Genomic DNA, 26,743 nt, shown 5'->3' with positions numbered 1-26,743 from the left:
GCGAACTGACAACTTCATAGCCTCACGAGTTACCACCACCGACGCCGATGCGCGTCACAATGAAAGGACAAGCCGTGGAAGGCTCCCTCAACATGCTCGGCTACGGTCTCGCCACCGTGGGCCCCGGTATTGCCGTCGGTCTGATCTTCGCCGCGTACATCAACGGCGTCGCCCGTCAGCCCGAGGTCCAGGGTCGTCTCCAGACCATCGCCATTCTGGGCTTTGCTCTGGCTGAGGCTCTCGCGATCATCGGCATCGCGCTCGCGTTCGCCATCTGATGAAGGCCATCCTCCTGGCGGCAGCGGCGGAGGGCGAAGAGCCCAACCCGCTGATCCCGCACCTCCCCGAGATCATCTGGGGACTGATCTTCTTCGTGGCGCTCGTCGCGCTCATGACGAAGTACGTGGTGCCCAACTTCGAGAAGGCGTACGCCGCGCGTACCGCCGAGATCGAGGGTGGCATCGAGGAGGCGCAGGCGGCCCAGAACGAGGCGCAGGCAGCGCTGGAGAAGTACACGGCGCAGCTGGCCGAGGCGCGGCACGAAGCCGCCGCCATCCGCGAGGAGGCGCGCGAGCAGGGTGCCCAGATCGTCGTCGAGATGCGCGAGCAGGCCCAGGCAGAGTCCCAGCGGATTCTGTCGGCTGCTCAGGCGCAGATCGCCGCCGAACGCCAGCAGGCGATCGCGCAGCTCAAGTCCGAGGTCGGCGGCATGGCCACCGAGCTCGCGGCTCGGATCGTCGGTGAGACCCTCGCCGACACCGATGCGCAGCGTCGCTCCGTTCAGCGCTTCATGGACGAGCTCGAGGGGTCGGCGAACTGATGCGTGGATCGTCTGCCAAGTCGCTCGACGCGACCCTGTCCGCGGTCTCCGCGGTGCCGGGTTCGTCGGCGGCGCAGGTCGGCGCCGAGCTGTTCGGCGTCGTCGCGGCCCTCGATGGTGCCATCGCGGCACGTCGCCTCCTGAGTGATCCGTCGATCGAGACCGAGGGCAAGCGTTCGCTCGTCGCCGGGATCTTCGGCGGCAAGGTCGGCGCGGACACCGTCTCGGTGCTCGAGGCGGCCGTCGCCGGTCGCTGGGCCGCAGGACGTGACCTGACCGACGGTCTCGAGATCGCCGGGGTCGCGGCGTACACGCGGTCCGCGGATGCGGCCGGTCAGGGCGACGTGCTCGAGAACGAGCTCTTCGAGGCCGGCCAGGTCATCCACGGCTCGGCCGAGCTGCGTCAGGTCATCTCGGACCGGTCCGTTCCGGTCGGGGCCAAGACCACGCTGTTGCGCGACGTCTTCGGTGGCAAGGTCTCCAGCGCTACGCTGGCCCTGCTGACGCAGGCGGCGGTGGCACGGACCGGCTCCTTCGAGCGGGTCCTCGACATCTTCAGCCGGCAGGTCGCGGCGCGCGAGGATCGTCTCGTCGCCGTGGCGCGTGTCGCGTACGAGCTCGATGACGCCGAGCGCGACCGGCTCACCGCGGCACTGTCGCGGCGGTACGGCCGATCGATCCAACTCAACACCGTGGTCGATCCGTCCGTCATCGGCGGCATCGCCGTCTCCGTGGGCGACGAGGTCGTCGACGCCACCATGTCCACCCGCCTCGAGGCCGCCCGCCGGCGCATCGCAGGCTGACCAGAACGCACCGTTCGCACAAGAAGGCAGGCACACAGCATGACTGAACTCTCGATTCGTCCGGAGGAGATCCGCGACGCGTTGCAGAAGTTCGTGTCGGACTACACCCCGACGCAGGGCGAGGCCGAAGAAGTCGGCGTCGTCGCGTCGGCGGCCGACGGCATCGCGCAGGTCGAGGGACTTCCCTCGGCGATGGCCAACGAACTGCTCGAGTTCGACGACGGCACCCTGGGTCTCGCGTTGAACCTCGACGTCCGCCAGATCGGCGTCGTCATCCTCGGTGACTTCGAGGGCATCGAAGAGGGCCAGAAGGTCAAGCGCACGGGCGAGGTCCTCTCGGTCCCCGTCGGCGAGGGCTACCTCGGCCGCGTGGTCGACCCGCTGGGCAACCCGATCGACGGCCTCGGCGAGATCACCGGCCTCGAGGGTCGTCGTGCGCTCGAGCTCCAGGCGCCGAACGTCATGCAGCGCAAGAGCGTGCACGAGCCGCTGATGACCGGCCTCAAGGCGATCGACTCGCTGACCCCGGTCGGCCGTGGCCAGCGTCAGCTGATCATCGGTGACCGTCAGACCGGCAAGACCGCCATCGCGATCGACACGATCATCAACCAGAAGGAATTCTGGGAGTCGGGCGATCCGACGAAGCAGGTCCGCTGCATCTACGTGGGCATCGGCCAGAAGGGCTCGACCATCGCGTCGGTCCGTGGCGCCCTCGAGGAGGCCGGCGCGCTGGAGTACACGACCATCGTCGCGGCTCCCGCCTCGGACTCGGCCGGCTTCAAGTACCTCGCCCCGTACACCGGCTCGGCCATCGGCCAGCACTGGATGTACTCGGGCAAGCACGTTCTGATCATCTTCGACGACCTGTCGAAGCAGGCCGAGGCCTACCGCGCCGTGTCGCTGCTGCTGCGCCGTCCGCCGGGCCGCGAGGCCTACCCGGGCGACGTCTTCTACCTGCACTCGCGGCTGCTCGAGCGTTGCGCCAAGCTCAGCGACGAGCTGGGTGCCGGCTCGATGACCGGCCTGCCGATCATCGAGACGAAGGCCAACGACGTCTCGGCGTACATCCCGACGAACGTCATCTCGATCACCGACGGCCAGATCTTCTTGCAGTCGGACCTGTTCAACGCCAACCAGCGTCCCGCGGTCGACGTCGGCATCTCGGTGTCGCGCGTCGGTGGCTCGGCGATGACCAAGGCGATGAAGGCCGTCACCGGCTCGCTCAAGGTCGAGCTCGCCCAGTACCGCGCCATGGAGGCGTTCGCGATGTTCGCGTCCGACCTCGACGCGGCGTCGAAGGCTCAGCTCGCCCGTGGTCAGCGCCTCATGGAGCTGTTCAAGCAGGCCCAGTACAACCCGTTCCCGATGGAGCAGCAGGTCGTCTCGATCTGGGCCGCCACGACGGGCAAGCTGGACGCGGTGCCGGTCTCGGACGTCCACCGCTTCGAGGCGGAGTTCCTGGACTACGTCAAGCGCTCGCACTCCGGTGTCCTGGACGCGATCCGCGAGAGCGGCAAGTTCGAGGACTCCAGCGCCGAGGCTCTCGACGGTGCCTACGACTCGTTCCTGGACCAGTTCCAGACGAGCGAGGGTGCGTCGATCAAGCCCGGGCACGAGGAGTTCGACGCGCTGGCCGACGAAGAGGTCGAGCAGGAGCAGATCGTCCGGCAGAAGCGAGGCTGACGATGGCTGTCTCACTCCGCGAGTACCGCGCGAAGATCAGGTCGACGCAGTCGACCAAGAAGATCACGCGTGCGATGGAGTTGATCGCCGCGTCGCGGATCATCAAGGCTCAGCAGCACGCGGCAGCGGCCGCACCGTACGCGCGTGAACTCACGCGTGCGGTGTCGGCCCTGGCCACGTTCTCCAACATCGAGCACGTGCTGACCACCGAGAACCCGAACGCCGAACGCGCCGCGATCCTCGTGATCGCCAGCGATCGCGGTCTGGCCGGTGCGTACGCGTCGAGCGTGCTCAAGGAGACCGAGCAGCTGGCCGAGCGTCTGCGCGGCGAGGGCAAGCAGGTCTCGTACTTCCTGGCCGGTCGCAAGGCGGAGCAGTACTTCAACTTCCGCCAGCGCGAGTTCGAGACGTCCTGGACGGGCTTCTCGGACAAGCCGACGTACGACGACGCGCGCGCCATCGGCGACGAGCTGATCTCCCGTGGCGCCCAGCACGAGAGTGCTGAGGAGGCGGTCGACCCGGTCGCCGCCGTCGACGAGCTCTACGTCGTCTACACGCGCTTCAAGTCGATGCTGGTGCAGGAGCCGACGGTCATCCGCCTGTTCCCGCTCGAGATCGTCGAGGGCGAGGAGACGCCGGACGAGGCCGAGGCCCTGCCTCTGTACGAGTTCGAGCCGAGCGCTGCCGAGGTCCTCGAGGCGGTTCTGCCCAAGTACCTCTACAGCCGCATCTACTCCTGCCTGCTGCAGGCGGCCGCCTCCGAGCTGGCCGCACGTCAGAAGGCCATGAAGTCCGCGACCGACAACGCGCAGGACCTGATCGAGAAGTACACCCGACTGGCGAACCAGGCTCGCCAGGCCGGCATCACCCAAGAAATCAGCGAGATCGTGGGTGGCGCGAACGCGCTCGCCGAGGCCTCCGCGTCCGATTGAGGAAGACACCATGACTGCAACCGTCGAAGAGACCACCACCGACAAGGCCGCTGTCACCGGCCGGGTCGCCCGCGTCATCGGCCCGGTGCTCGACATCGAGTTCCCGGCCGACCAGATGCCCGAGATCTACAACGCACTGCTGGTCGACACGGAGGTCGCCGGCACCAAGGAGACGCTGACCCTCGAGGTCGCGCAGCACATCGGTGACGGCATGGTCCGCGCCATCAGCCTGCGTCCCACCGACGGTGTCGTCCGCGGCACCCCGGTCACCAACACGGGGGAGCCGATCTCGGTCCCCGTCGGCGACCAGACCCTGGGCAAGGTCTTCAACACCACCGGTCAGGTCATGAACCTGGCCGAGGGTGAGACCTGGGAGGTCAAGGAGCGCTGGGGCATCCACCGCAAGGCTCCGGCCTTCGACCAGCTCGAGTCCAAGACCGAGATGTTCCAGACCGGCATCAAGGTCATCGACCTGCTGACGCCGTACGTGCTCGGCGGCAAGATCGGCCTGTTCGGTGGCGCCGGCGTCGGCAAGACCGTGCTGATCCAGGAGATGATCGCCCGCGTCGCCAAGGACCACGACGGCGTGTCGGTGTTCGCCGGTGTCGGCGAGCGCACCCGCGAGGGCAACGACCTCATCGTCGAGATGGAGGAGTCCGGCGTCCTGGACAAGGTCGCGCTGGTCTTCGGCCAGATGGACGAGCCGCCGGGAGCGCGTCTGCGCGTGGCGCTGTCCGCACTGACGATGGCGGAGTACTTCCGCGACGTGCAGGGCCAGGACGTGCTGCTGTTCATCGACAACATCTTCCGCTTCACGCAGGCCGGTTCCGAGGTCTCGACCCTGCTGGGTCGCGTTCCCTCGGCCGTGGGCTACCAGCCCACCCTGGCCGACGAGATGGGCGTGCTGCAGGAGCGCATCACCTCGACGCGTGGTCACTCGATCACGTCGATGCAGGCGATCTACGTTCCCGCCGACGACTACACCGACCCGGCCCCGGCCACGACGTTCGCGCACCTGGACGCCACGACCGAGCTGAGCCGCGAGATCGCGTCGCTGGGCATCTACCCGGCCGTGGACCCGCTGACCTCGACATCGCGCATCCTCGATCCCCGCTACATCGCGGCGGATCACTACGCGACGGCGAACCGGGTCAAGGGCATCCTGCAGCGCAACCAGGAGCTCCAGGACATCATCGCGATCCTCGGTGTCGACGAGCTCAGCGAAGAGGACAAGACGATCGTGTCGCGCGCGCGTCGTATCCAGCGGTTCCTCTCGCAGAACACCTACGTGGCCAAGCAGTTCACCGGCATCGAGGGTTCGACCGTCCCGCTCGACGAGACGATCGACGCCTTCACCAAGATCTGTGACGGCGACTACGACCACGTGGCCGAGCAGGCGTTCTTCATGTGCGGCGGTCTGGACGACGTCGACAAGAAGTGGGCCGACATCCAGAAGAACCTCTGAGGCCCGCTGACATGACACTGCAGATCGAGCTCGTCGCCGCCGACCGCATCGTGTGGTCGGGCGAGGCCCGTGAGGTCATCGCCCGTACCGCCGAGGGTGACATCGGCGTGCTCTCCGGCCACGCGCCGCTGCTGTCGCTGTTGGTGCCCGGTGTCGTCGAGATTCATCCCGTCGACGGTGAGGTCGTCCGCGCGGCCGTCAGCGAGGGCTTCGTGTCCGTCGCTGCCGACCGGGTGTCGATCCTGTCCGAGGACATCTTCCTGGCCGACGAGGTCGACGAGTCGGCGGTCACCGCCGAGCTCGACGAGGCTCGTTCGTCGGAGGACGGACTCGGGGTCCGCCGCGCCGAGGCGAAGCTGCGCCTGGTCGGCAAGGCGTCCTGATGGTGATCGCGAGGAAGTGAGTCATGCCGCTGTGGATGTGGCTGGTCGACTCCCTCGCGATCATCGTCGTGTTGGGCGTGCTCCTGGTGGGCGCGATCGTCGCGAGGCGGCGGTGGATCGCCCGTAAGGGTGTCACGTTCGAGTTGAGCGTCAATCGAGGCGCCGAGCATTCAGCCGCAGGCTGGATGCTCGGCGTCGCGGTCTATGGCGACGACCGCATCGACTGGTACCGCACGTTCTCCTTCTCGCCCAAGCCCCGCTACCGCTTCGTCCGCGGCCAGGTCCTGATCGAGGGCCGCCGGGATCCGGAGGGGGCCGAGGAGTACGCGTTGCACGACGGTCACATCGTCGTCTGCACCGAGAACGCCGAGGGCATCGCGCAGTTCGCGCTGAGCCCCAATTCCCTGACCGGGCTGCTGTCGTGGCTCGAGTCCTCGCCGCCGGGACGCGGCGTCAACAACGTCCTGTGACTCGGGTGTCCGGATCTGTGCATTTCGGTTGCCGCTGCCCCCGCGAGCGTCCACACTTGGACACATGAAGAAGATCATTGCTGCCACGCTGCTCGCCCTGACCGTCGCTGCCGGCGTCGCCGCCTCGCCCGCGCAGGCTGCCGACGACACGTCCTCGTTCAAGGTTCGCACCCTCGGTATCGACTGGATGTGACCGACGGGGCACCTCGCCCCTAGGGTGAGCCCATGGTTCACCTGACGAAGATCTACACCCGCACCGGCGACGACGGAACGACGAATCTCGTCGATTTCTCGCGCACGTCCAAGAACGACCTCCGTCTGGTGGTCTACGCGGACGTCGACGAGGCGAACAGCCAGATCGGCGTGGCCCTGGCCACGGGCGAGCTCGATGCGGATGTCACGGCGGTGTTGACCCACGTCCAGAACGACCTGTTCGACCTCGGGTCGGACGTGGGCAACCCCGTCGTGGCCGAACCGAAGTACGAGCCGCTGCGCGTCGAGCCCGACTACGTCGAGCGGCTCGAGCAGTGGTGCGACCGGTTCAACGCCGATGTCCCCAAGCTCGACTCCTTCATCCTTCCCGGCGGCACGATGGCCGCCTCGCAGCTGCATGTCGCGCGCACCGTGGTCCGCCGCGCCGAGCGCGCCGCCTGGGCCGCCATCGAGCAGCACGGCGCGACCGTGAACGTGCTCGTGGCGAAGTACCTCAACCGCCTCAGCGACCTGCTGTTCATCCTGGGCCGCTACGCCAATCGTGAGCACGGCGACGTGCTCTGGGTGCCCGGCGGGGACCGCACCGGCGCCTGATCCCGCACGGCCCGTCCGACGTGAGGTGGCCCACGTTCGGGCGGTGCTACCGGGCGGTACCCTAGGCCCATGTCAGTGCAGCCTGATCGCCCGTGGGTGATGCGAACCTACGCCGGCCACAGCTCCGCCGCCGAGTCCAACGCGCTCTACCGGCGCAATCTCGCGAAGGGTCAGACCGGTCTGTCGGTCGCGTTCGACCTGCCGACCCAGACGGGGTACGACCCCGACCACGTGCTCTCGCGCGGCGAGGTGGGCAAGGTCGGTGTGCCGATCCCGCACCTGGGCGCGATGCGGCGTCTGTTCGAGGACATCCCGCTGTCGGAGATGAACACCTCGATGACGATCAACGCGACCGCGATGTGGCTGCTGGCCATGTACCAGGTCGCCGCCGAGGAGCAGGGCGTCGAGCCCGCCGCGCTGGCCGGCACGACGCAGAACGACATCATCAAGGAGTACCTCTCGCGGGGCACCTACGTGTTCCCGCCCGAGGCGTCGCTGCGGCTGACCACCGACATGATCGCCTACACGGTGTCGACGATCCCGAAGTGGAATCCGCTCAACATCTGCAGCTACCACCTGCAGGAGGCCGGCGCGACGCCCGTGCAGGAGCTCGCGTTCGCGATGAGCACCGCCATCGCGGTGCTGGACGCCGTGAAGGACTCCGGCCAGGTGCCGGACGACCAGTTCGAGCAGGTCGTCGGGCGCATCTCGTTCTTCGTCAACGCCGGCGTGCGGTTCGTCGAGGAGATGTGCAAGATGCGCGCCTTCGGCCGGCTGTGGGAGGAGATCACCCGCGACCGCTACGGCGTCACCGACCCGAAGATGCGCCGGTTCCGCTACGGCGTGCAGGTGAACTCGCTGGGACTGACCGAGGCGCAGCCCGAGAACAACGTGCAGCGCATCGTCCTGGAGATGCTCGGCGTCACGCTGAGCAAGGACGCTCGCGCCCGTGCGGTCCAGCTGCCCGCGTGGAACGAGGCGCTGGGTCTGCCGCGTCCGTGGGACCAGCAGTGGTCGCTGCGGCTGCAGCAGGTGTTGGCCTTCGAGTCCGACCTGCTCGAGTACGGCGACATCTTCGACGGCTCGCACGTGATCGAGGCCAAGGTCGACGAGCTCGTCGAGGGCGCGAAGGCCGAGATCGACCGCGTCCAGGCCATGGGCGGCGCGGTCGCGGCCGTCGTGTCGGGCTACATGAAGCAGGAGCTCGTCACCTCGCACGCCGAGCGGCGCGCTCGCATCGAGTCCGGCGAGATGAAGGTCGTCGGCCTGAACTGCTACACCGAGACCGAGCCGTCCCCGCTGACGGCCGATCTCGACGCGGCGATCATGGTCGCCGATCCGCAGGCCGAGGCCAACGCCATCGCCGACGTGCAGCAGTGGCGCGACCAGCGCGACCAGCAGGCCGTCGACGCGGCGCTGGAGGCGCTGCAGCAGCAGGCCAAGACCGATCAGAACCTCATGGCCGCGACGCTGGACGCCGTGCGCGCCGGCGCGACGGTGGGGGAGTGGGCCGGGGCCCTGCGCGAGGTCTTCGGCGAGTACCGAGCGCCCACGGGCGTGTCAGGAGTCAGTGGCGTGGCCGAGGCCGGAACCGAGTTGACCGCCGTCCGCGAGAAGGTGCGCCAGACCGGCGAGGAGCTGGGCGGTCGCCTGCGCTTCCTGGTCGGCAAGCCGGGTCTGGACGGGCACTCCAACGGCGCCGAGCAGGTCGCCGTGCGTGCCCGTGACGCCGGGTTCGAGGTGATCTACCAGGGCATCCGTCTGACGCCCGAGCAGATCGTCGCGGCCGCCGTCGCCGAGGACGTCCACGTCGTGGGCCTGTCGATCCTGTCCGGGTCGCACATGGAGCTGGTGCCCGATGTCCAAAAAGGTCTGGCCGACGCCGGTCTGACGAACGTGCCGGTCATCGTCGGCGGGATCATCCCGGACTCCGACGGCCGCAAGCTGGAGGCCGCCGGCATCGCCGCGGTCTTCACGCCCAAGGACTTCGGCATGACCGACATCATGAGCCGCGTCGTCGACGAGATCCGCAAGGCCAACGACCTGCCCGTCTGAGTCGAGACACGGCGGGAAGGCACGCCTGTCCTTCGTGGCACGGGGGCCCTCGGGCCCCTAGGCTCGACCGTGATCGAAGTAGTCGAAGAGGTCAGGCCGCCAACGGCTTGGTCTTGGTCTTGGACTTGGAGGACTTCTTGTTCTTCTTCTTGTCCCCGACCTTGACCAGCTTGCGCTTCTTGACGGTGTAGCCGTCCGGGAGGGTGCCGTCGGCCATCATGCGGATGGGGCAGCGCTTGCAGCGAGGCTTGCTGACGCAGCACTTCTTCTTCGGCGGCTTCGGCACGACAACCACGGTACAGCGCGAGGTTAGGCTGTCCTAGCCGAAGGAGTGAACATGGCTTCCGAGCAGTTCGTCAGGGCCCTGCAGGACCAGATCGGGCACGAGTTCAGTGCGCACCAGCAGTACGTGGGCATCGCGACCTACTACGACGCGCTGACGATGCCGCAGATGGCTGCGCTGTTCTACGCCCAGGCCGTCGAGGAGCGCGATCACGCGATGATGATGATTCAGTACCTGCTCGATCAGGACCAGCCGATCGTCATTCCCGCGCTCGCCGCCCCGCGGATGGACTTCGCGGACGTCGTCGAGCCGGTCCAGGTCGCCCTGGACCAGGAGAAGCGCGTCACGAGCCAGATCAACGAGCTCACGCGGATCGCCCGGGACGACAACGACTTCGCCTCCGACCAGTTCATGCAGTGGTTCATCAAGGAGCAGGTCGAGGAGGTCGCCAAGATGAGCGACCTGCTGGCCGTGGTCACCCGTTCCAAGCACGACTACGAGCGCATCGAGGACTGGATCGCGCGCGAGGAGACCGGTGAGGCCTCCGACCCCACCGCGCCGCCGATCGCGGGCGCCTGACGCGTGAGGGTCGTCCGGCTGCTCCTGGCCGTCGTCGCGGTGGCCCTGCTGGTCCTCGCGGCGACGCCGTGGGTGGATCGGGTCGAGCCGTCCTGGCTCCCCGCCGTCCAGGCGCTCGGCAAGGTCTGGATCGCGGCTGCGGTCGTGGGGATCGTCGCGAGCCTCGTGACGCGGGCATGGTTCGCCTGCGGCACGAACCTCGTGGCGATCGCGGTCGCCCTCGTGACCATCGTCAACGTCAGCAACCGCCCGGACTGCGATGCCGGTGACGGCCGCCTGGCCGTGATGGCCCTCAACGCGTACTACGGCGATGCCGACGTCGCCCAGCTCGCCGCGGCCGTCCAGCGGCACGACATCGACGTCCTGGTGATGCCGGAGGCCACGGAGCCGATGATCGCGAAGCTGGCGGCGACCGAAGCGGGCCGGCGGTTCACCCACCGCAGCGGCCAGACCCCCGAGAGCCGCGACACCGAGGGGACCGTGATCCTCTCGCGGTACCCCGCGACCCGGGTCGACGTGCCCGCCGGCGAGGCCGAGATCTTCCAGCAGCCGGCGATGTCGGTCGACGTCGGCGGCACCCCGGTGCTCGTGCGGGGCGTCCATCCGAAGCCGCCGGTCGATGACTGGCTGCAGGACTGGCGCACGGGCCTGATGGAGCTGGGGCAGTGGCAGCGGGCCAACCGGGGCCGCCCGCTCGTCATGGCGGGGGACTTCAACGCCTCGTCCGCCCATGCGCCGTTCCGCGACGCCAAGCGCGGGATGTACGACACGGCCGGCTGGTGGCCCACGTCGACCTGGCCACTGGATCGTGCCTACCCGCCCTTCGCCGACATCGACCATGTGCTGGTGCGTGGCCTGAGCGTGAAGGGCTCGGGCACCGAGGACATCGACGGCACCGACCATCGCGCGGTCTGGGCCGACCTGCGGATCTGCAGCCGCTGAGCGACCGCGGGGTCAGAACAGGCGCAGGCTCGGGTCGTCGAGGCCGCGCAACTCGTCGTAGTCGACGATGACGCAGTCGATGCCGCGGTCCTTGGCCAGCGTGCGGGCCTGGGGCTTGATCTCCTGCGCGGCGAAGATGCCGCGGACCGGCCGCAGCTTGGGGTCGCGGTTCATCAGCTCGAGGTAGCGGGTCAGCTGCTCGACGCCGTCGATGTCGCCACGGCGCTTGATCTCGACCGCCACCGAGCCGCCGGCCGCGTCGCGGCACAGCAGGTCCACCGGTCCGATCGCGGTCATGTACTCGCGCCGGACGAGCGCCATGCCGTCCTCGAGGGCATCGGTGTGCTCGGCCAGGAGCTCCTGCAGGTGCTTCTCGACGCCGTCCTTCTGCAGGCCCGGATCGATCCCGAGCTCGTGCTCGGAGTCGTGCAGGACCTCCTCGAGACGGATCCGCAGCGTGTCGTCGGTCTTCTTGGCCGTGACGGTCCACTCGGGCACGCCGTCCTCGGCGATGCCCTCACGCAGCGTGCACGGCGGGCTCATCCAGTTGAGCGGCTTGTACGAGCCGCCGTCGGCGTGGATCAGCACCGAACCGTCGGACTTGACCATGATGACGCGCAGGGCCAGCGGCAGGTGGGCCGTCAGCCGGCCGGCGTAGTCGACCTGGCAGCGGGCGACGACGATCCTCACAGGCGCTCGAGCATCCCGAGCTTGAAGTTGATGGTGTCGCCCGAGATCTCGCCCTCGGTCGTCTCGCCGTCGTCGCCCTCGAGGAAGACCAGATCGTCCTCGACGCGGTACTTCCCGCGGCGGAAGTCGACGTTGCCCTCGAAGTCCTCGGTGAACGTGCCGTCCTCGGCGAAGTGCACCGTCCAGTTGGCCTCGTCGGCACGCCACGACCCCACGAGATCCATCCGCGGATCGTTCGAGGGAACGGTCGCGCTGGGCGTCTGGGTGGTCGGCGCGGCAGGCGTGGCGGGCTCGTCCTTGGCGCATCCGGCCAGGGCCGCGAGGAGGGCTGTCGCGGCGACAGTCGCAACGAGACGTGAGGACATGGGACTCCCATCAGAACATCGGTCGTGTCACGCTACCCTGTCACGAACGCTCGCCGGGAAGCAGCACCGGGGAGCCAAGCCTCCAAGGAGATTCTGATGGCAGAGATCGTCGATCGCATCAACGCCGATGACGAGGGTGGCCGGATCGCTCGCACCCTGCTCTTCCCGTACCTCAACCACGCAGCGACCATGTTCGGCGACGGTTACGCGACCGCTGCCGACATCGACGCCGGCATGCGTTTCGGCTGCGGCTACCCGATCGGTCCCTTGGCCCTGATCGATGCTCTCGGCGCCAAGACGGTCGTCGAGGGCCTGTCCGAGCAGTTCGGCCGCACCGGCGATCCGCTGCACCAGCCCGCTCCGGCCTTGGTCGAGGTCGCGGACCAGGGCACCGCGTTCACCGGCGAGGGCGCGGACGGCACCGCCGTCCCGCAGGTCAAGCGCCCGGTCGCCTCGGTCGGTGTCGTCGGCACCGGCACGATGGCCTCGGGCATCGCCCAGGTCTTCGCCCAGGCCGGCTACGACGTCGTCTACGTCGGCCGCTCGCAGGAGAAGCTCGACGGTGTCGTCGCCTACGTCACGAAGAACCTCGATCGCGCCGTCGCGAAGGGCAAGCTCGACGAGGCCGGCAAGGACGCCGTCCTCGCCCGCCTGACCGGTGCCACCGAGCGTGAGGCGCTGGCCGACGTCGACCTCGTCGTCGAGGCGATCGCCGAGGACCTGGACATCAAGCTCGAGCTGTTCCGCGACCTGGACCGCATCTGCAAGCCCGGCGCGATCCTGGCCACGACGACCTCGTCGCTGTCGATCCGCGCCTGCGCCGACGTCACGAGCCGTCCGGCCGATGTCATCGGCATGCACTTCTTCAACCCCGCGCCGGTGATGAAGCTGGTCGAGGTCGTCACGACCGACGCCACCGATCCCGACGTCGACGAGACCGTCCGCGCCCTGTGCCTCGCGACCGGCAAGCACCCGGTCTCGTGCGGCGACCGTGCGGGCTTCATCGTCAACGCGCTGCTCTTCCCGTACCTCAACGACGCGATCACGCTGCAGGAGTCGGGCGCTGCGTCGATGGAGCAGATCGACACGGCGATGAAGGAGACCAAGCTCCCGATGGGGCCGTTCGAGCTGCTCGACGTGGTCGGCAACGACGTGTCGCTGGCGATCCAGCAGACGCTGCACGGCGCGTTCGGCCACGAGGGCTGGAAGCCGGCCGCGTCGCTCGAGCAGGTCGTCGCCGACGGCAGGCTCGGTCGCAAGACCAAGGCGGGCTTCCACACCTACTGAGTCGCCCGCGCACACCGCGCACATGGCCCCGATCGGTACGATCGGGGCCATGTCGCGTCGTAAGGCTGCTGCTGCCAGAGCCGCTCGACGCGAGCCACCCGCGCAGCGCGAGGAGCTCGTCCACCGCCGGGCCGGCGACTTCTGGCAGCGCTTCATCACCGGCACCACCTCGAGCAAGCCCTATCGGTGCCCGGGCTGCCACCAGATGATCCCCCCGGCCACGCCCCACTACGTCGTGTGGCCCGAGGTGCCGAGCCTGCTGGAGACCGACGGACTCAACGAGCGCCGGCACTGGCACCAAGGTTGCTGGAAGCGCCATTCGTGACCCGGAGGCCCTCGGGCAAGATGGCCTCGTGAAGAAGATCACCGGTTCATCGGTCCTGCCCGCCCGGCGTGAGGACATCGAGCTCACGACCGCCGACGGGTTGACGCTCGTGGGGGAGCTGGCCCTGCCGGCCGAGAAGCCTCCGGTCGCCACGATGATCTGCCTGCACCCCCTGCCCACGCACGGTGGCATGATGGACAGTCACGTGTTCCGCAAGGCCGCCTACCGCCTGCCGGCACTGGCCGACATCGCGGTGCTGCGGATCAACACCCGGGGCACCGAGAGCGTGCGCGGCCGCAGCGAGGGGACGTTCGACCACGCGGTGGGAGAGCGCTTCGACGTCGCCGCCGCCATCGAGTACGCCGAGTTCGCCGAGCTGCCGAACGTGTGGGTCGTCGGCTGGTCGTTCGGGACCGATCTGACGCTCATGTACGGCCTGGAGCCCGACGTGGTGGGAGCGATCCTGCTGTCGCCGCCGCTGCGGTTCAGCGGCCCCGAGCACCTCGCGGCCTGGGCCGAGGACGGCAGGCCGCTGATCGCCCTGGTGCCCGAGTTCGACGACTACCTGCGACCGGTCGAGGCGCGGGAGCGCTTCGCGGTCGTGCCCCAGGCCGAGGTCGTCGCGGTCGAGGGAGCCAAGCACCTGTGGGTCGGGGACACCGAGCGCGTCCTGGACGAGGTCGTCACCCGGTTGAACCCCGCCGTCGAGGTGCCGCTGCCGCAGGAGTGGGACGGGCCCATGGAGCGCGCCGACTCGTCGGCCTACGCCGATCGCACGACCGCGGTCTTCCAGGACAAGCCCCGCTGATCCCCGCGGCTGCGTCAGCCGGCCCGCGATTCGGCCGGCGCCTGCGTGCGCACGACGATCTCGTGCAGGGCGCGCTCGAGCGGTCCACGCCGGAAGCGGCGGAACCACGCGCCGGCGAAGGCCAGGGCGACGACGATGGTCGCGACGGCCAGGAGTCCCGAACCCCGCACGAGTGACGGGTCGATCTCGATCGCGACCGCGTAGGCGACGACGTGCGCGACGTACAGGGTCAGGGTCATCCGGCCGACGGCCTCGAGCGGGTAGAGCAGTCCGCGGGCGTGCGGGGCCAGCAGCACCAGCGCCGTCAGCAGCCCCACGGCGATGGCCAGGGCGGACGCGGCCTCGATCGGGTTCTGTGACCGGTGCTCCGACATGAGCGCCTGCACGACGAGCGACTCGCCGGCCGGATCGGTCTGCGAGAGCCGACCGCCGAGGTCCAGCACCAGGGCGTGCAGGACGACGCCGACGCCCAGTCCCGTGAGGGCCAGGGTCGCGAGATCGGAGTTCCGCATCCGGATGCGGCCGAGTCCGAGTCCGATCAGGAGGTACCCGGTCCACTGCACGGCCGGATAGGGGTACCCCACCAGCAGCGCACCGGCCGGATCGATGCGCAGCTCGGGCAGGTCCCGCGTGGCCCAGGCCGCCAGCAGCGGACCCAGCACGACTAGGGCCGTGCCCAGGGCGATGACGGGAACCGGCCGGCTGCGCAGCAGGGGCAGCGCCAGGACGAAGAAGGCGGCGTACGAGGTCAAGACGACGGCGACCGGCGTGCCCAGGGCGGTGAGGAACGCGCCCAGACCGGCCAGGACGGCGGCCCGCACGAGGATGGCCAGCCGGTCGTCGCTGAGCCGGCGCCCCCGGTGCGGCGTCGTCCCGCCGGTGGACAGCGCCAGCGAGAACCCGGCGACCACGACGAACAGGACGGCCGCCCGGCCGTCACCGACATGGCGCCAGGACGCGACGACACCCGGATCGAAGTCGATCCGGGTGTCGAGGTGGGCGATGACCATCCCGATGAGCGCGAGTCCGCGGGCGGCGTCCACACCGCGGACTCGCGTCATCAGGTGGCCGATCAGATGCCGCGGAAGCGGTTGATCTCCGTCAGGTGCTTGGCGCGCTTCTCCTCGTCGGAGACGCCCAGGCCCTCCTGCGGGGCCAGCGCGAGCACGCCGACCTTGCCCTGGTGCAAGTTGTGGTGCACGTCGAGGGCGGCCTGGCCGGTGTCCTCGAGCGAGTACACCTTCGAGACGGTCGGGTGGATGAGGCCCTTGTCGATCAGGCGGTTGGCCTCGTAGGCCTCCCGGTAGTTCGCGAAGTGCGAGCTCTTGATGTTCTTCAGGTTCATCCACAGGTACCGGTTGTCGTACTGGTGCATGTAGCCCGACGTCGAGGCGCAGGTGATGATCGTGCCGCCCTTGCGCGCGACGTAGACGCTGGCGCCGAACGTCTCGCGGCCCGGGTGCTCGAACACGATGTCCGGGTCCTCACCGCCGGTGAGCTCGCGGATCTTCTTGCCGAAGCGCTGCCACTCCTTCGGGTCCTGGGTGTTCTCGTCCTTCCAGAACCGGTAGCCCTCGGCGGAGCGGTCGATGATGTGCTCGGCGCCGAGCGAGCGCACGATCTCGGCCTTCTCGGGGCTGGAGACGACACACACGGGGATCGCGCCACCGGTGAGCGCCATCTGGGTGGCGTACGAGCCCAGGCCGCCCGAGGCGCCCCAGATCAGGACGACGTCGCCCTGCTTCATGTTGGCGCCGTTCTTGCTGACCAGCTGGCGGTAGGCGGTGGAGTTGACCAGACCGGGGGAGGCGGCCTCCTCCCACGTCAGGTGGGCCGGCTTGGGCATCAGCTGGTTCGACTTGACGATGGCCAGCTCGGCGAGGCCGCCGAAGTTGGTCTCGAAGCCCCAGATGCGCTGCTGCGGGTCCATCATCGTGTCGTCGTGGCCGTCAGGGCTCTCGAGCTCGACGGACAGGCAGTGCGCGACGACTTCCTGGCCGGCCTTCCAGGCGTTGACGCCCGGACCGGTGCGCAGCACGACGCCGGCGAGGTCGGAGCCGACCACGTGGTAGGGCAGGTCGTGGCGCTTGGAGTACTCGGAGAGCTTGCCGTAGCGCTCGAGGAACCGGAACGTCGAGACGGGCTCGAAGATCGAGGTCCAGACCGTGTTGTAGTTGATCGCGCTGGCCATGACGGCGACGAGTGCCTCGCCCGGAGCGAGCTCGGGCAGCGGCACGTCGTCGATGTGCAGGCTCTTGCGGGGGTCCTTGTCCCGGGTGGCGATCCCGTCGAACATCGACTCCTCGTCCTTGTGGACGGTCACGCCCCGGTAGGTCTGGGGCAGTTCGAGGTTCTGGTAGGTCTCGGCGGAGCGGTCGCCGGACATGATGGCGTCGAGGATGTGCTGCACAGGGGGTCCTTCGCGTCGGTGAGGCCAGATGGTCTGCGGAGAGGTTACTGGCGGGAAACACTTCCCGCATGCGGGACGCGGAGAGTCCGCGAGCCCGGATCAGTGCGAGGCGGCGGGTTGCACCAGTTCGACCAGTACGCCGCCGGCGTCCTTCGGGTGAACGAAGTTGACGCGACTGTCGGACGTGCCCCGCTTGGGGGTGTCGTACAGCAGGCGCACACCGCGGTCGCGCAGGGTGGTGGAGACCGCGTCGATGTCGCTCACACGGTACGCCAACTGCTGGATGCCCGGTCCGTTGCGGTCGAGGAACTTGGCGATCGTGGACTCCGGGCTCAGCGGCGCCAGCAGCTGGATGCACGAGCCCGAGTCGCCCACGGCCAGCATGGCCTCGCGGACGCCCTGCTCCTCGTTGACCTCCTCGTGGATCGATTCGAGACCGAAGACGCGCGAGTAGAACTCGATCGCGTCGTCGAGGTCGGGGACGGCGATGCCGACATGGTCGATGGCGGTGAGCAGGTGGCCCGGAACGAGACTGTCGCTGGTCATGGCGGGCAGCCTAGTACGGGTGACGGTTCCCTTCGCACGGACCGCATTCCGGGTCACAATGGACCTATGGACATCGACAGCGCGATCACCGACATGACCGGCAACGAGCCGTGGGACTTCGTCGCCGACCACACCTTCGGCCGCTTGGCCATGAGCATCCTCGAGCAGCCTGAGATCTTCCCGGTGAACTACGTGCTGGCCGGGCGCAAGATCGTCTTCCGCACCGCTGAGGGGACCAAGCTGATGGGCGTGCTGCTGGACAACCACGTCGCCTTCGAGGTCGACGAGGTCGGGGCGTCGGGCGCGTCCAGCGTCGTGCTGAAGGGCAAGGCGCGCAAGATCGAGTCCCGCGAGGAGCTCGAGCAGCTCGATCTGGACGACCTGCACTCGTGGGTCCCGACGATGAAGTACAACATCGTGGTCATCGATGTCACCGAGATCACGGGCCGCCAATTCCGCTTCGGACCCGAGCCGGAGCTCTTCCCCGTCATGTAGTGGTGACGTCTCCCACGGCGGGTCCGGGGTGAGCGGGGCCACAGGTACAGTGACCCCAACGCACGCACTCGAAGGAGCACGTTCCATGACCACTTCCGTCATCGTCGCCGGCGCCCGGACCCCGATCGGACGCCTGCAGGGCGCCCTCAAGTCGCTGTCCGGTTCCGATCTCGGCGGCATCGCCATCAAGGGCGCCCTGGACCGAGCCGGCATCACCGGCGACCAGGTCGAGTACGTGATCATGGGCCAGGTCCTGGGAGCAGGAGCCGGCCAGGTGCCCGCGCGCCAGGCGGCCTTCAAGGGCGGCATCCCGCTCGACGTGCCCGCGATGACCATCAACAAGGTGTGCCTGTCCGGCATCAGCGCGATCGCGCTGGCCGACCAGATGATCCGCGCCGGTGAGTACGACGTCGTCGTCGCCGGCGGCCAGGAGTCGATGAGCCAGGCCCCGCACCTGCTGACCGGCTCGCGCGACGGCCACAAGTACGGCAAGGTCACGATGCTCGACCACATGGAGTACGACGGCCTGTGGGACGCGCTGACCGACCAGGCGATGGGCTCGCTCACCGAGCAGCGCAACGCCAGCACCGACACGCTGACCCGTGAGGAGCAGGACGAGTACGGTGCGCGCTCGCACCTGCTGGCCGCCGCGGCTCAGAAGAACGGCCTCTTCGATGAGGAGATCGTCGCGGTCGAGATCCCGCAGCGCAAGGGCGACCCCATCGTCGTCACGTCCGACGAGGGCGTGCGCGGCGAGACGACCGCCGAGTCGCTGGGTCGTCTGCGTCCGGCGTTCTCCAAGGACGGCACGATCACGGCCGGCACCGCCAGCCAGATCTCCGACGGCGCCTGCGCCGTGGTCGTCATGAGCAAGGAGAAGGCCGAGGAGCTGGGCCTGACCTGGCTCGCCGAGATCGGCGCCCACGGCAACGTCTCGGGCCCGGACTCGACGCTGCAGGAGCAGCCGGCCAACGCGATCATCAAGGCCGCGCAGAAGGACGGCATCGATCCGGCCGACATCGACCTGTTCGAGCTCAACGAGGCGTTCGCCGCCGTCGGCATCGTCTCGGCCCGCAAGCTGGGCGTCGACATCGACAAGGTCAACATCAACGGCGGTGCGATCTCGCTCGGCCACCCGATCGGCATGAGCGGCGCTCGCGTCGTGCTGCACCTCGCGCTGGAGCTGCAGCGCCGTGGCGGCGGCACCGGTGCGGCGGCCCTGTGCGGTGGCGGTGGCCAGGGCGACGCCCTGATCATCCGCGTGCCGCAGCAGGCCTGATCGGCTCACCGCCGAAGCTGCGGAGTTGAACTCCAGGAACGTCGACGTCGCCGACCTGGTCTCGCGGGCGCAAGCCGGCGAGGCCAGGTCGGTCGCACGTCTGATCACGTTGGTCGAGACCGAGTCCGACCACCTGCACGAGGTCAGTGCGGCCCTGGCGCCGCTGGTCGGGAAGGCCCACGTCGTCGGCCTGACCGGCTCGCCGGGCGTCGGCAAGTCCACGACCACGTCCGCTCTCGTCAGTGAGCTGCGTGCCCGGGGGCGCCGGGTGGGCGTGCTCGCCGTCGATCCCACCTCGCCCTTCAGCGGCGGCGCGTTGCTCGGCGACCGCGTGCGCATGCAGGAGCACGCGACCGACCCGGACGTCTACATCCGCTCGATGGCCAGTCGCGGTCACCTCGGCGGCCTCTCGTGGGCGACGCCCCATGCCATCCGGGTCTTGGACGCTGCCGGATGCGACGTCGTCCTTCTCGAGACCGTCGGTGTGGGCCAGTCCGAGGTCGAGGTCGCCGGGCTGGCCGACACCACGGTCGTCCTGCTCGCGCCCGGGATGGGCGACGGCATCCAGGCGGCCAAGGCGGGCATCCTCGAGATCGGCGACGTCTTCTGCGTCAACAAGGCCGATCGCGACGGTGCCACCACGACGCGGCGCGAGCTGCGCACGATGCTCTCGATGTCCGACCGTCACGACGGGTGGAAGCGACCGATCGACCTGACCGTCGCCACGGAGGGCACCGGGATCCCCGAGCTGGTCGACCACCTCGAGGAGCATGCCGCGCACCTGCGCGCGTCGGGCCAGTGGGCGACGCGCCGCACGAGCCGCCTGCGCCGCGAGATCCAGGCGATTGCGCTGGACCAGGTCCGGCGACGGTTCGTCCTGGACGGGGGAGACGAGCTCGACGCGCTGGCCGCGCGAGCCTTCGGCGGCCAGATCGACCCGTTCTCGGCGGCGAAGGAGTTGCTCGAGGGACTCGAGTGAAGGACGGGGTTACGAACCCCGATTTTTCCCGTCGCGCCTCGCCAAAACGGCAGTTGCGGTTCGATAGAACTGTGCTGTGGTGAAAAAGGCAGTGGTCCTGTTCGTGGTCGGCTTCGCGCTCTACTACCTGTTCAGCACGCCCGATGACGCTGCGACGGCCGTGCGGAGGGCCTTCGACGCGGCCATCAGCGCGTTCGGACAGGTCGGCGTGTTCGTCTCCGGGCTCGCGTAGGGATGGGTCATGACCGAGCGACCGGCGATCGAGATCGCACCGTCTTCTGTCGTGACGCGATTCTGGCGACGCCTGCGTGAGCCGTTCCCCGACCCCGGGACCCATGTCGCGCTGAACAAGCGCCTCAACCCGCGCAGCGGCGAGCGCGTCCTGCAGATCGTCCCCAAGCACGTGGCCGTCTACTGGCCGCTGCCGGCGTCGATGCTCGCCTCCCTGGGCGCGCTGGTGGTCCTGCTCGCCCACTGGACCTCGGCCGCCGCGCAGCTGTTCTGGCTCGTGTCCCTCGTCGTCGTGATGATGGCGGCGGTGCGTGCGTACGTCGAATGGCGCGACGTCTTCGTGGTGACCAACTGGCGGGTCGTGCGGCTCAGCGGCGTCCTCACCGCCCGCGTCGCGACGATGCCGATCAACCGCATCCTCGACATGACGATGACCCGGCCGTTGCTGGGGCGCCTCGTCGGCTACGGCCACTTCGTGTTCGAGTCCGCCGCCCAGGAGCAGGGGCTGCGCGAGATCAAGTTCGTGCCGGACATCCTCGCGGTCGACCGTGAGATCAACAATGCCGTGAACAAGGAGAACCGTCGGCGCGAGCGCCTGCTGGTCTCGCCCGATCGCTCGTTCGGTGACTCGGACGACGAACCAACCGAGCCCATCCGCGGTCTGTGACCTTTCTTCCTAGACTGTCCCCATGAGCTTCTCCCAGCCCGGTGCGTTCGACCTGTCCTCGTTGGCCAAGCCCCGTCCGCAGGCGGGAGCGGCCGCGCCCGCGCCCGATGGCGCGGTCTACGTCATCGACGTGAACGAGGCCGACTTCCAGCAGGCCGTCGAGTCCTCGATGCAGCACCTCGTCGTGCTCAGTGTGTGGTCCCCGCGCGCCCCGCAGAGCGTGGAGTTCAACGAGGTGCTCGCGCGGGCGACCTCGGCGTACGGCGGAGCGCTGCAGCTGGCCAGGGTCGACGCCGATGCCAACCCCGGCATCGCACAGGCGCTGCAGGTCCAGGCCGTCCCCTTCGTGGTCGGCCTCGTCCAGGGGCGTCCCGTGCCGCTCTTCCAGGGCACGGTCGACGCCTCCGAGGTCAAGCGCTTCTTCGACGAGCTCGTGCGGCTCGCGCAGGAGAACGGCCTGACCGGGCGGGCCCAGCCCTCCGGTGGTGCCCCCGCGGACGCGCCCGAGGAGCCCGAGGACGACCCGCGCTTCGCGGCCGCCGACGAGGCGTACGGCCGCGGTGACTTCGACGCCGCCATCGCCGAGTACGAAGCGCTGCTCGCGCAGACGCCGGGCGACGCGGAGGTCGTCGAGCGCCTCGCCGCGACGAAGCTCTATGCCCGCGTGTCGGGTGCCGATCTGCAGGCAGCCCGCCAGGCGGCCGCCGATGCACCGGACGACATCGACGCCCAGATCCTGGTGGCCGACCTGGACGTCACGGGCGGACACATCGAGGACGCGTTCCTGCGGCTCATCGACCTGGTCAAGCGCACGTCCGAGGACGACCGCGAGCGGGTGCGCCAGCACCTGCTCGACCTGTTCACCGTGGTCGGTCTGACGGACCCGCGGGTGGCGCAGGCGCGCCGCTCGCTCGCCGCGGCACTGTTCTGAGCGCCTGTTTACCACGGTCCCGTGGTAAACACGCGCCTCCCCAGGGAAGCTTCCCCGGGGGTGCGCGCCATTACCACGGTCCCGTGGTAAACCGTCACGCCGCTCAGTCCGGCTGCTGCGGCGCTTCGCGGTAGGCCGGCAGGGGAGCGTCGGCGAGCGACTCGAGCAGCTCGGTCGTGGCCAGCGTGGCCTTCTCGCGCACGGTCTCGAGGTCGCACCAGTGGACTGCGGCGATCTCGGACCGCTGCAGCACCATCTGGTCGACGAGGTCGGCATCGACGACACCCAGGTCGAACACGAACAGGCACGCGTCGTCCCAGCGGCTCCACGGCGGCAGCCAGTTCATCGTGACGAGTCCGTCGATCGTGACGGTGATGCCCAGCTCCTCCTCGAGCTCGCGGACCAAGCCGGTCGCAGGGCTCTCGCCGACCTCGACGACGCCGCCGGGCAGGTCCCACTCGCCCTTGTAGGTCAGCTCGCACAACAGCACCCGGCCGTCGCGATCGCGCAGGACGCCCTGGCCGATCACGCGCTTGCGGGGGAGTCCGGCGTTGAGGATCGCGACGAAGCCGTCGCGGCTGAACGCCGGCGGGTCGTCGACGACGCGGGCCAGCAGGACCTGCTCGACCTCGCCCCGCGGTGCGCGGGCGATGCCCTCGCGGCGGAGTCCGGCGATCGAGGCCGCCCGCAGGCCCCGCGGGTCGTCGGCGGGGACGCGGGCCTCGACACGGGTCCACCCCAACTGCGTGAACGCGTACTCGACGCCGATCCTCAGGGCGCGGCTGGCGACCATGGCGCCCGGTCCGGTCGAGAACTTCCAGCGCATCGACCCGAGCGTGCGGCCGGCCTTGCCGGGACTGCGCTGGAGCGCGACCGTCCCGATCCGCTCACCGCCGTAGACCACGGCGAACCCGTGGAGATCCTCGGCGCCGGAGGTCGGTTCGAGCACGAGGTCGTCGTCGCGCAGCAGGGCTGAGGCGTCCGCGGGTTCGGTCACGAGCCGAGGCTACCTTCCGCCGTGATGGAATCGGCTCCATGACCGATCCGCGGATCCGCCCCGCCCAGACCGACGACGTCCCCGCGATGGTGCAGCTCGTGCACGACCTGGCCGCGTACGAACGCGCCCCGGACGAGTGTGTCCTGACCGACCAGATGCTGCACGAGCGCCTCTTCGGGTCGTCGCCGGCGCTGTACGCCCACGTCGCCGAGGTGGACGGTGTCGTGGTCGGCGTGGCGATCTGGTTCCTGAACTTCTCGACCTGGGACGGCGTCCACGGCATCCACCTCGAGGACCTGTACGTCGACCCGGCCCATCGCGGGTCCGGTCTGGGGAAGGCGCTGCTGGCCCGGCTCGCGCAGGTGTGCGTCGAGCGCGGGTACAGCCGCCTGCAGTGGCAGGTGCTGGACTGGAACACCCCGTCGATCGAGTTCTACCGCTCGCTGGGCGGCGTCGACCTGGCCGAGTGGCGCACGTACCGACTGGCCGGCGAGCCGTTGCAGGCGCTGGGCTCGGTGTCCTGACGCTGTCCTATGCTCGGCCCAACCCACACAGGAGGCACAGCCATGGCGGAGTTCGTCCGACTCGAGGTGACCGACGGCGTCGGCACGATCCGACTCGACCGACCCAAGATGAACGCGCTCGACGCGCAGGTTCAGACCGAGTTGCTGGAGGCGGCCCGCGAGGCCGACCGTCGCGACGACGTGGCCGCGGTCGTGGTGTGGGGTGGCGAGCGGGTGTTCGCCGCGGGCGCCGACGTCAAGGAGATGGCCGACATGGGCTATCCCGAGATGTTCCGCCACGCGCACCTGCTGCAGGAGTTCACGCGGGCCATCGCCGCGATCGGCAAGCCGACCGTCTCGGCGATCACCGGCTTCGCGCTGGGTGGAGGCCTCGAGCTCGCGCTGGCGACGGACCTGCGGTTCTGCGCCGACAACGCGAAGCTCGGTCAGCCCGAGATCCTGCTGGGCATCATCCCCGGCGCCGGCGGCACCCAGCGCCTCGCGCGCCTGATCGGTCCGGCCAAGGCCAAGGACCTCATCTACACGGGCCGTTTCGTCGCGGCCGACGAGGCGCTGGCCCTCGGCCTGGTCGACGAGGTGCTGCCCGCCGACCAGGTCCTCGACCGCGCGGTCCAGTGGGCGTCGCAGTTCGTCGGGGGACCGGCCATCGCGCTGCGCACCGCCAAGGACGTCATCGACAAGGGACTCGAGGTCGACCTGCAGACCGGGCTCGAGATCGAGCGCGCCGGGTTCACCGGCCTGTTCGCCACCCAGGACCAGACCGACGGCATGGCCTCGTTCGTCGCACACGGCCCGGGCAAGGCGACGTTCACCGGCTCGTGATCCACGCCACGCGCCTCGCGGTGCGGGGTTTCGTTACCTTTCGGTAACATCGTGGCAGGAAGGGTCGCCTCACTCATGCGTGCGAACGCGTGGCAGGGTGGTCCCGATACCTCGCGGGCGATCAACCGTCGTTCGCGCCCCGAATTCACAGGAGGGTCCTCGTGACCAAGATCGTTGTCGCTGTGAAGTACGTGCCGGACGCCACGGCGGACCGCACGTTCGACGAAGCGGATAACACCGTCGACCGTGAGAACGTCGATGGCCTTCTCTCCGAGCTCGACGAGTACGCGGTCGAGCAGGCGCTGCAGGTCGTCGAGAACGGTGACGGTGAGGTGACCGTCCTGACCGTCGGCCCCGCCGACGCCTCGGATGCCGTCCGCAAGGCCCTGCAGATGGGCGCCGACGCCGGCGTCCACGTCGAGGACGACGCCATCGCCGGATCGGACGCCTTCGCGACGTCGTTGATCCTGGCCAAGGCCATCGAGAAGCTCGACTACGACATGGTGTTCTTCGGCATGGGCTCGACCGACGCCGGCATGGGCGTCGTTCCGACGCTCGTCGCCGAGCGCCTGGGCCTGCCGGCCATCACGTTCGCCTCGGAGATCTCCGTCGACGGCGACACGGTCAAGATCCGTCGCGACGGCGACGCCGCCACGCACGAGATCGAGGCCACCGGCAAGCTCGTCGTCTCGGTCACCGACCAGACCGGCGAGGCCCGCTACCCGTCCTTCAAGGGCATCATGGCCGCCAAGAAGAAGCCGGTCGAGCAGTGGAGTCTGGCTGACCTGGGTGTCGACGCGGCCGAGGTCGGCCTCGACAACGCCTGGACCAAGGTCGAGTCCACGACCCCCCGTCCGCCGCGCACCGCCGGCGAGATCGTCACCGACGAGGGAGACGGCGGCACCAAGCTCGTCGAGTTCCTCGCGTCCAAGAAGTTCGTCTGAGAAGGGCATAGACAGTCATGAGTGAAGTTCTCGTTCTGATCGAAGCCCCGCAGGGCAAGGTCACGAAGCCCTCGCTGGAGCTCTTGACCATCGCGCGCCGCATCGGCGAGCCGTCGGCGGTCGTCTTCGGCGATGCCGACAACGCCGTGCTGTCCGAGTACGGCGCGGAGAAGATCTACACCTACTCCGACAGCGTCTACCAGGAGTACCTCGTCGCGCCCAAGGCCGAGGCCCTGGCCGCGCTGGTCGCCTCCACGTCGCCCGCCGCCGTGCTGGTGCCCTCCACCAGTGAGGGCAAGGAGATCGCGGCCCGCGTCGCGCTCAAGTCCGACTCGGGCCTGATCACCGACGCCGTCGACGTGACCGTCGACGGTGGCGCGATCACCACCACCCAGATGGCGTTCGCCGGCAACTTCACCGTCGCCGCGCAGGTCACGAAGGGCGCCCCGGTCATCGCGGTCAAGCCGAACTCGGCCGCGCCCGAGGCCGTCGCCGGTGCCGGCACGGTCGAGGCCGTCTCGTTCGACGTCCCCGAGTCCGCCAAGACGGTCAAGATCGTCTCGTCGGAGCCGCGCGTCTCCACCGGTCGTCCCGAGCTGACCGAGGCGGCCATCGTCGTCTCCGGCGGCCGTGGCACCGGTGGCGACTTCTCCGAGGTCGAGGCCCTGGCCGACGCCCTCGGTGCGGCCGTCGGCGCCTCGCGCGCCGCCGTCGACTCGGGCTGGAAGCCGCACACGTTCCAGGTGGGCCAGACCGGCAAGACGGTCTCGCCGCAGCTGTACGTGGCCAACGGCATCTCCGGTGCCATCCAGCACCGCGCCGGCATGCAGACCTCCAAGACGATCGTCGCGGTCAACAAGGACGAGGAGGCGCCGATCTTCGAGCTCGTCGACTTCGGCGTCGTCGGTGACCTCAAGACGGTCCTGCCGCAGGCCACCGAGGAGATCACCAAGCGCAAGGGCTGACCACTCTCCCTGTGCCGACCAGCGGCTCCGTCCCCTCGGGGGCGGGGCCGCTGTTGTCTGCCCGCGGACGGCCTGCGGCCCGGGACGTGAATTTGGTTGCAGTTCGGTGAATTAGCGCGTCTGGATTGGGGGCGGGACATGCCCAGGTGGTACTTATGGATGAGGCGCGTACACGCATGTCCAATGACGTACGCACATTCACAGGAGGATATTCATGCGACTTCGGCGTTCAGCCCTCGCAGGTATCGCCATCGCC

Annotated in this window: 33 protein-coding genes; 26 read left to right on the top strand and 7 right to left on the bottom strand. The window is 69.0% G+C overall.

Annotation, left to right across the window (positions count from 1 at the left end; translation table 11 throughout):
• Positions 1-59: 59 nt before the first annotated feature.
• The 11 genes from H9L21_RS10445 (at position 60) to H9L21_RS10400 (ending at position 9,418) form a co-directional block, all read left to right on the top strand.
• Positions 60-278: an ATP synthase subunit C-like protein gene (locus H9L21_RS10445; protein WP_154597178.1), complete on the top strand. Its 219-nt coding sequence runs from the start codon at positions 60-62 to the stop codon at positions 276-278.
• Positions 278-820 carry a F0F1 ATP synthase subunit B gene (locus H9L21_RS10440; RefSeq protein ID WP_154596949.1) on the top strand — a complete coding sequence of 181 codons (543 nt, stop codon included), beginning with the start codon at positions 278-280 and terminating at the stop codon, positions 818-820. Before H9L21_RS10445 ends, H9L21_RS10440 begins: the two co-directional genes overlap by 1 nt.
• Positions 820-1,623: a F0F1 ATP synthase subunit delta gene (locus H9L21_RS10435; protein ID WP_154596950.1), complete on the top strand. Its 804-nt coding sequence runs from the start codon at positions 820-822 to the stop codon at positions 1,621-1,623. Before H9L21_RS10440 ends, H9L21_RS10435 begins: the two co-directional genes overlap by 1 nt.
• Before the next feature lie 39 nt (positions 1,624-1,662).
• Positions 1,663-3,306, top strand: a complete 1,644-nt coding sequence (gene atpA / locus H9L21_RS10430) for a F0F1 ATP synthase subunit alpha (protein ID WP_154596951.1) — start codon at positions 1,663-1,665, stop codon at positions 3,304-3,306.
• A gap of 2 nt (positions 3,307-3,308) precedes the next feature.
• A complete protein-coding gene (locus H9L21_RS10425) occupies positions 3,309-4,238 on the top strand; it encodes a F0F1 ATP synthase subunit gamma (protein ID WP_154596952.1) in 930 nt (309 codons plus the stop codon).
• Positions 4,239-4,248: 10 nt separating this feature from the next.
• On the top strand, positions 4,249-5,703 hold the full coding sequence (atpD, locus tag H9L21_RS10420; RefSeq protein ID WP_154596953.1) for a F0F1 ATP synthase subunit beta: 1,455 nt from the start codon (positions 4,249-4,251) through the stop codon (positions 5,701-5,703).
• An 11-nt stretch (positions 5,704-5,714) separates the two neighbouring features.
• Positions 5,715-6,086, top strand: a complete 372-nt coding sequence (locus H9L21_RS10415) for a F0F1 ATP synthase subunit epsilon (RefSeq protein ID WP_154596954.1) — start codon at positions 5,715-5,717, stop codon at positions 6,084-6,086.
• 23 nt (positions 6,087-6,109) lie between these two features.
• On the top strand, positions 6,110-6,556 hold the full coding sequence (locus H9L21_RS10410; RefSeq protein WP_154596955.1) for a DUF2550 domain-containing protein: 447 nt from the start codon (positions 6,110-6,112) through the stop codon (positions 6,554-6,556).
• A 64-nt stretch (positions 6,557-6,620) separates the two neighbouring features.
• Positions 6,621-6,749, top strand: coding sequence for a hypothetical protein (locus H9L21_RS15490; RefSeq protein ID WP_255467034.1), 129 nt, complete (start codon positions 6,621-6,623; stop codon positions 6,747-6,749).
• Between the two features lie 32 nt (positions 6,750-6,781).
• Complete coding sequence (locus H9L21_RS10405) at positions 6,782-7,363, top strand: cob(I)yrinic acid a,c-diamide adenosyltransferase (protein WP_154596956.1); 582 nt, start codon at positions 6,782-6,784, stop codon at positions 7,361-7,363.
• Positions 7,364-7,432: 69 nt separating this feature from the next.
• Positions 7,433-9,418 carry a protein meaA gene (locus H9L21_RS10400; protein WP_154596957.1) on the top strand — a complete coding sequence of 662 codons (1,986 nt, stop codon included), beginning with the start codon at positions 7,433-7,435 and terminating at the stop codon, positions 9,416-9,418.
• Between the two features lie 91 nt (positions 9,419-9,509).
• Here H9L21_RS10400 and H9L21_RS10395 read toward each other — a convergent pair whose 3' ends face one another.
• Positions 9,510-9,704 carry a hypothetical protein gene (locus tag H9L21_RS10395; protein ID WP_187411437.1) on the bottom strand — a complete coding sequence of 65 codons (195 nt, stop codon included), beginning with the start codon at positions 9,702-9,704 and terminating at the stop codon, positions 9,510-9,512.
• 51 nt (positions 9,705-9,755) lie between these two features.
• Between H9L21_RS10395 and H9L21_RS10390 the strand changes: the two genes are divergently transcribed.
• Positions 9,756-10,280: a ferritin gene (locus H9L21_RS10390; protein ID WP_154596958.1), complete on the top strand. Its 525-nt coding sequence runs from the start codon at positions 9,756-9,758 to the stop codon at positions 10,278-10,280.
• 3 nt (positions 10,281-10,283) lie between these two features.
• Positions 10,284-11,222 (top strand): endonuclease/exonuclease/phosphatase family protein, encoded by a 939-nt coding sequence (locus H9L21_RS10385; RefSeq protein WP_154596959.1) that lies wholly within the window; start codon positions 10,284-10,286, stop codon positions 11,220-11,222.
• A 12-nt stretch (positions 11,223-11,234) separates the two neighbouring features.
• On the opposite strand, the gene nucS is transcribed toward H9L21_RS10385, so the two are convergent.
• Together nucS and H9L21_RS10375 are read right to left on the bottom strand one after the other, a co-directional pair.
• The gene (gene nucS / locus H9L21_RS10380; RefSeq protein WP_187411436.1) at positions 11,235-11,912 is read right to left on the bottom strand and encodes an endonuclease NucS; all 678 of its coding nucleotides are present in this window, start codon (positions 11,910-11,912) and stop codon (positions 11,235-11,237) included.
• Positions 11,909-12,277, bottom strand: a complete 369-nt coding sequence (locus H9L21_RS10375) for a hypothetical protein (RefSeq protein WP_187411435.1) — start codon at positions 12,275-12,277, stop codon at positions 11,909-11,911. Before H9L21_RS10375 ends, nucS begins: the two co-directional genes overlap by 4 nt.
• Positions 12,278-12,373: 96 nt before the next feature.
• On the opposite strand from H9L21_RS10375, the gene H9L21_RS10370 reads away from it, so the two are divergent.
• The 3 genes from H9L21_RS10370 to H9L21_RS10360 are packed head-to-tail and all read left to right on the top strand — an operon-like array spanning position 12,374 to position 14,697.
• Positions 12,374-13,564 carry a 3-hydroxyacyl-CoA dehydrogenase family protein gene (locus H9L21_RS10370; protein WP_154596960.1) on the top strand — a complete coding sequence of 397 codons (1,191 nt, stop codon included), beginning with the start codon at positions 12,374-12,376 and terminating at the stop codon, positions 13,562-13,564.
• A gap of 49 nt (positions 13,565-13,613) precedes the next feature.
• Entirely contained in the window at positions 13,614-13,889 is a 276-nt protein-coding gene (locus H9L21_RS10365; protein WP_154596961.1) for an Rv1322 family protein, read from the top strand.
• A 28-nt stretch (positions 13,890-13,917) separates the two neighbouring features.
• Positions 13,918-14,697: an alpha/beta hydrolase gene (locus tag H9L21_RS10360; protein WP_187411434.1), complete on the top strand. Its 780-nt coding sequence runs from the start codon at positions 13,918-13,920 to the stop codon at positions 14,695-14,697.
• Positions 14,698-14,711: 14 nt separating this feature from the next.
• On the opposite strand, the gene H9L21_RS10355 is transcribed toward H9L21_RS10360, so the two are convergent.
• The 3 genes from H9L21_RS10355 to mce form a co-directional block, all read right to left on the bottom strand.
• Entirely contained in the window at positions 14,712-15,758 is a 1,047-nt protein-coding gene (locus H9L21_RS10355) for a DUF418 domain-containing protein (protein ID WP_154596962.1), read from the bottom strand.
• An 11-nt stretch (positions 15,759-15,769) separates the two neighbouring features.
• Positions 15,770-17,107 (bottom strand): crotonyl-CoA carboxylase/reductase, encoded by a 1,338-nt coding sequence (ccrA, locus tag H9L21_RS10350; protein WP_187411433.1) that lies wholly within the window; start codon positions 17,105-17,107, stop codon positions 15,770-15,772.
• Positions 17,108-17,206: 99 nt separating this feature from the next.
• Positions 17,207-17,653: a methylmalonyl-CoA epimerase gene (gene mce, locus H9L21_RS10345; protein WP_154596963.1), complete on the bottom strand. Its 447-nt coding sequence runs from the start codon at positions 17,651-17,653 to the stop codon at positions 17,207-17,209.
• Between the two features lie 66 nt (positions 17,654-17,719).
• Here mce and H9L21_RS10340 point away from each other — a divergent pair, with 66 nt between their 5' ends.
• The 6 genes from H9L21_RS10340 (at position 17,720) to H9L21_RS10315 (ending at position 22,235) form a co-directional block, all read left to right on the top strand.
• Positions 17,720-18,148, top strand: coding sequence for a pyridoxamine 5'-phosphate oxidase family protein (locus H9L21_RS10340; protein ID WP_187411432.1), 429 nt, complete (start codon positions 17,720-17,722; stop codon positions 18,146-18,148).
• A gap of 85 nt (positions 18,149-18,233) precedes the next feature.
• Entirely contained in the window at positions 18,234-19,427 is a 1,194-nt protein-coding gene (locus tag H9L21_RS10335) for an acetyl-CoA C-acetyltransferase (protein WP_154596965.1), read from the top strand.
• 25 nt (positions 19,428-19,452) lie between these two features.
• Positions 19,453-20,406, top strand: a complete 954-nt coding sequence (gene meaB / locus H9L21_RS10330) for a methylmalonyl Co-A mutase-associated GTPase MeaB (RefSeq protein ID WP_154596966.1) — start codon at positions 19,453-19,455, stop codon at positions 20,404-20,406.
• 76 nt (positions 20,407-20,482) lie between these two features.
• Positions 20,483-20,638, top strand: coding sequence for a hypothetical protein (locus H9L21_RS10325; RefSeq protein ID WP_154596967.1), 156 nt, complete (start codon positions 20,483-20,485; stop codon positions 20,636-20,638).
• A gap of 9 nt (positions 20,639-20,647) precedes the next feature.
• On the top strand, positions 20,648-21,304 hold the full coding sequence (locus H9L21_RS10320) for a PH domain-containing protein (RefSeq protein ID WP_230081562.1): 657 nt from the start codon (positions 20,648-20,650) through the stop codon (positions 21,302-21,304).
• A gap of 22 nt (positions 21,305-21,326) precedes the next feature.
• A complete protein-coding gene (locus H9L21_RS10315) occupies positions 21,327-22,235 on the top strand; it encodes a tetratricopeptide repeat protein (protein ID WP_154596968.1) in 909 nt (302 codons plus the stop codon).
• A 103-nt stretch (positions 22,236-22,338) separates the two neighbouring features.
• Here the strand turns inward: H9L21_RS10315 and H9L21_RS10310 are convergent, their stop codons facing one another.
• Positions 22,339-23,232, bottom strand: a complete 894-nt coding sequence (locus H9L21_RS10310) for an NUDIX hydrolase (RefSeq protein ID WP_222865764.1) — start codon at positions 23,230-23,232, stop codon at positions 22,339-22,341.
• 38 nt (positions 23,233-23,270) lie between these two features.
• Between H9L21_RS10310 and H9L21_RS10305 the strand changes: the two genes are divergently transcribed.
• The 4 genes from H9L21_RS10305 to H9L21_RS10290 all read left to right on the top strand — a co-directional run bounded on the left by H9L21_RS10305 (position 23,271) and on the right by H9L21_RS10290 (position 26,487).
• Complete coding sequence (locus H9L21_RS10305) at positions 23,271-23,756, top strand: GNAT family N-acetyltransferase (protein ID WP_154596969.1); 486 nt, start codon at positions 23,271-23,273, stop codon at positions 23,754-23,756.
• 42 nt (positions 23,757-23,798) lie between these two features.
• Positions 23,799-24,578, top strand: a complete 780-nt coding sequence (locus tag H9L21_RS10300; RefSeq protein WP_154596970.1) for an enoyl-CoA hydratase/isomerase family protein — start codon at positions 23,799-23,801, stop codon at positions 24,576-24,578.
• Between the two features lie 161 nt (positions 24,579-24,739).
• Complete coding sequence (locus H9L21_RS10295) at positions 24,740-25,522, top strand: electron transfer flavoprotein subunit beta/FixA family protein (protein WP_255467033.1); 783 nt, start codon at positions 24,740-24,742, stop codon at positions 25,520-25,522.
• A 17-nt stretch (positions 25,523-25,539) separates the two neighbouring features.
• Positions 25,540-26,487, top strand: coding sequence for an electron transfer flavoprotein subunit alpha/FixB family protein (locus H9L21_RS10290; protein WP_154596971.1), 948 nt, complete (start codon positions 25,540-25,542; stop codon positions 26,485-26,487).
• The last annotated feature ends 256 nt before the right edge of the window (positions 26,488-26,743 follow it).

Source organism: Aeromicrobium senzhongii (assembly GCF_014334735.1).
GTDB lineage: Bacteria > Actinomycetota > Actinomycetes > Propionibacteriales > Nocardioidaceae > Aeromicrobium > Aeromicrobium senzhongii.
This window is presented reverse-complemented; position numbering and strand designations above follow the sequence as displayed.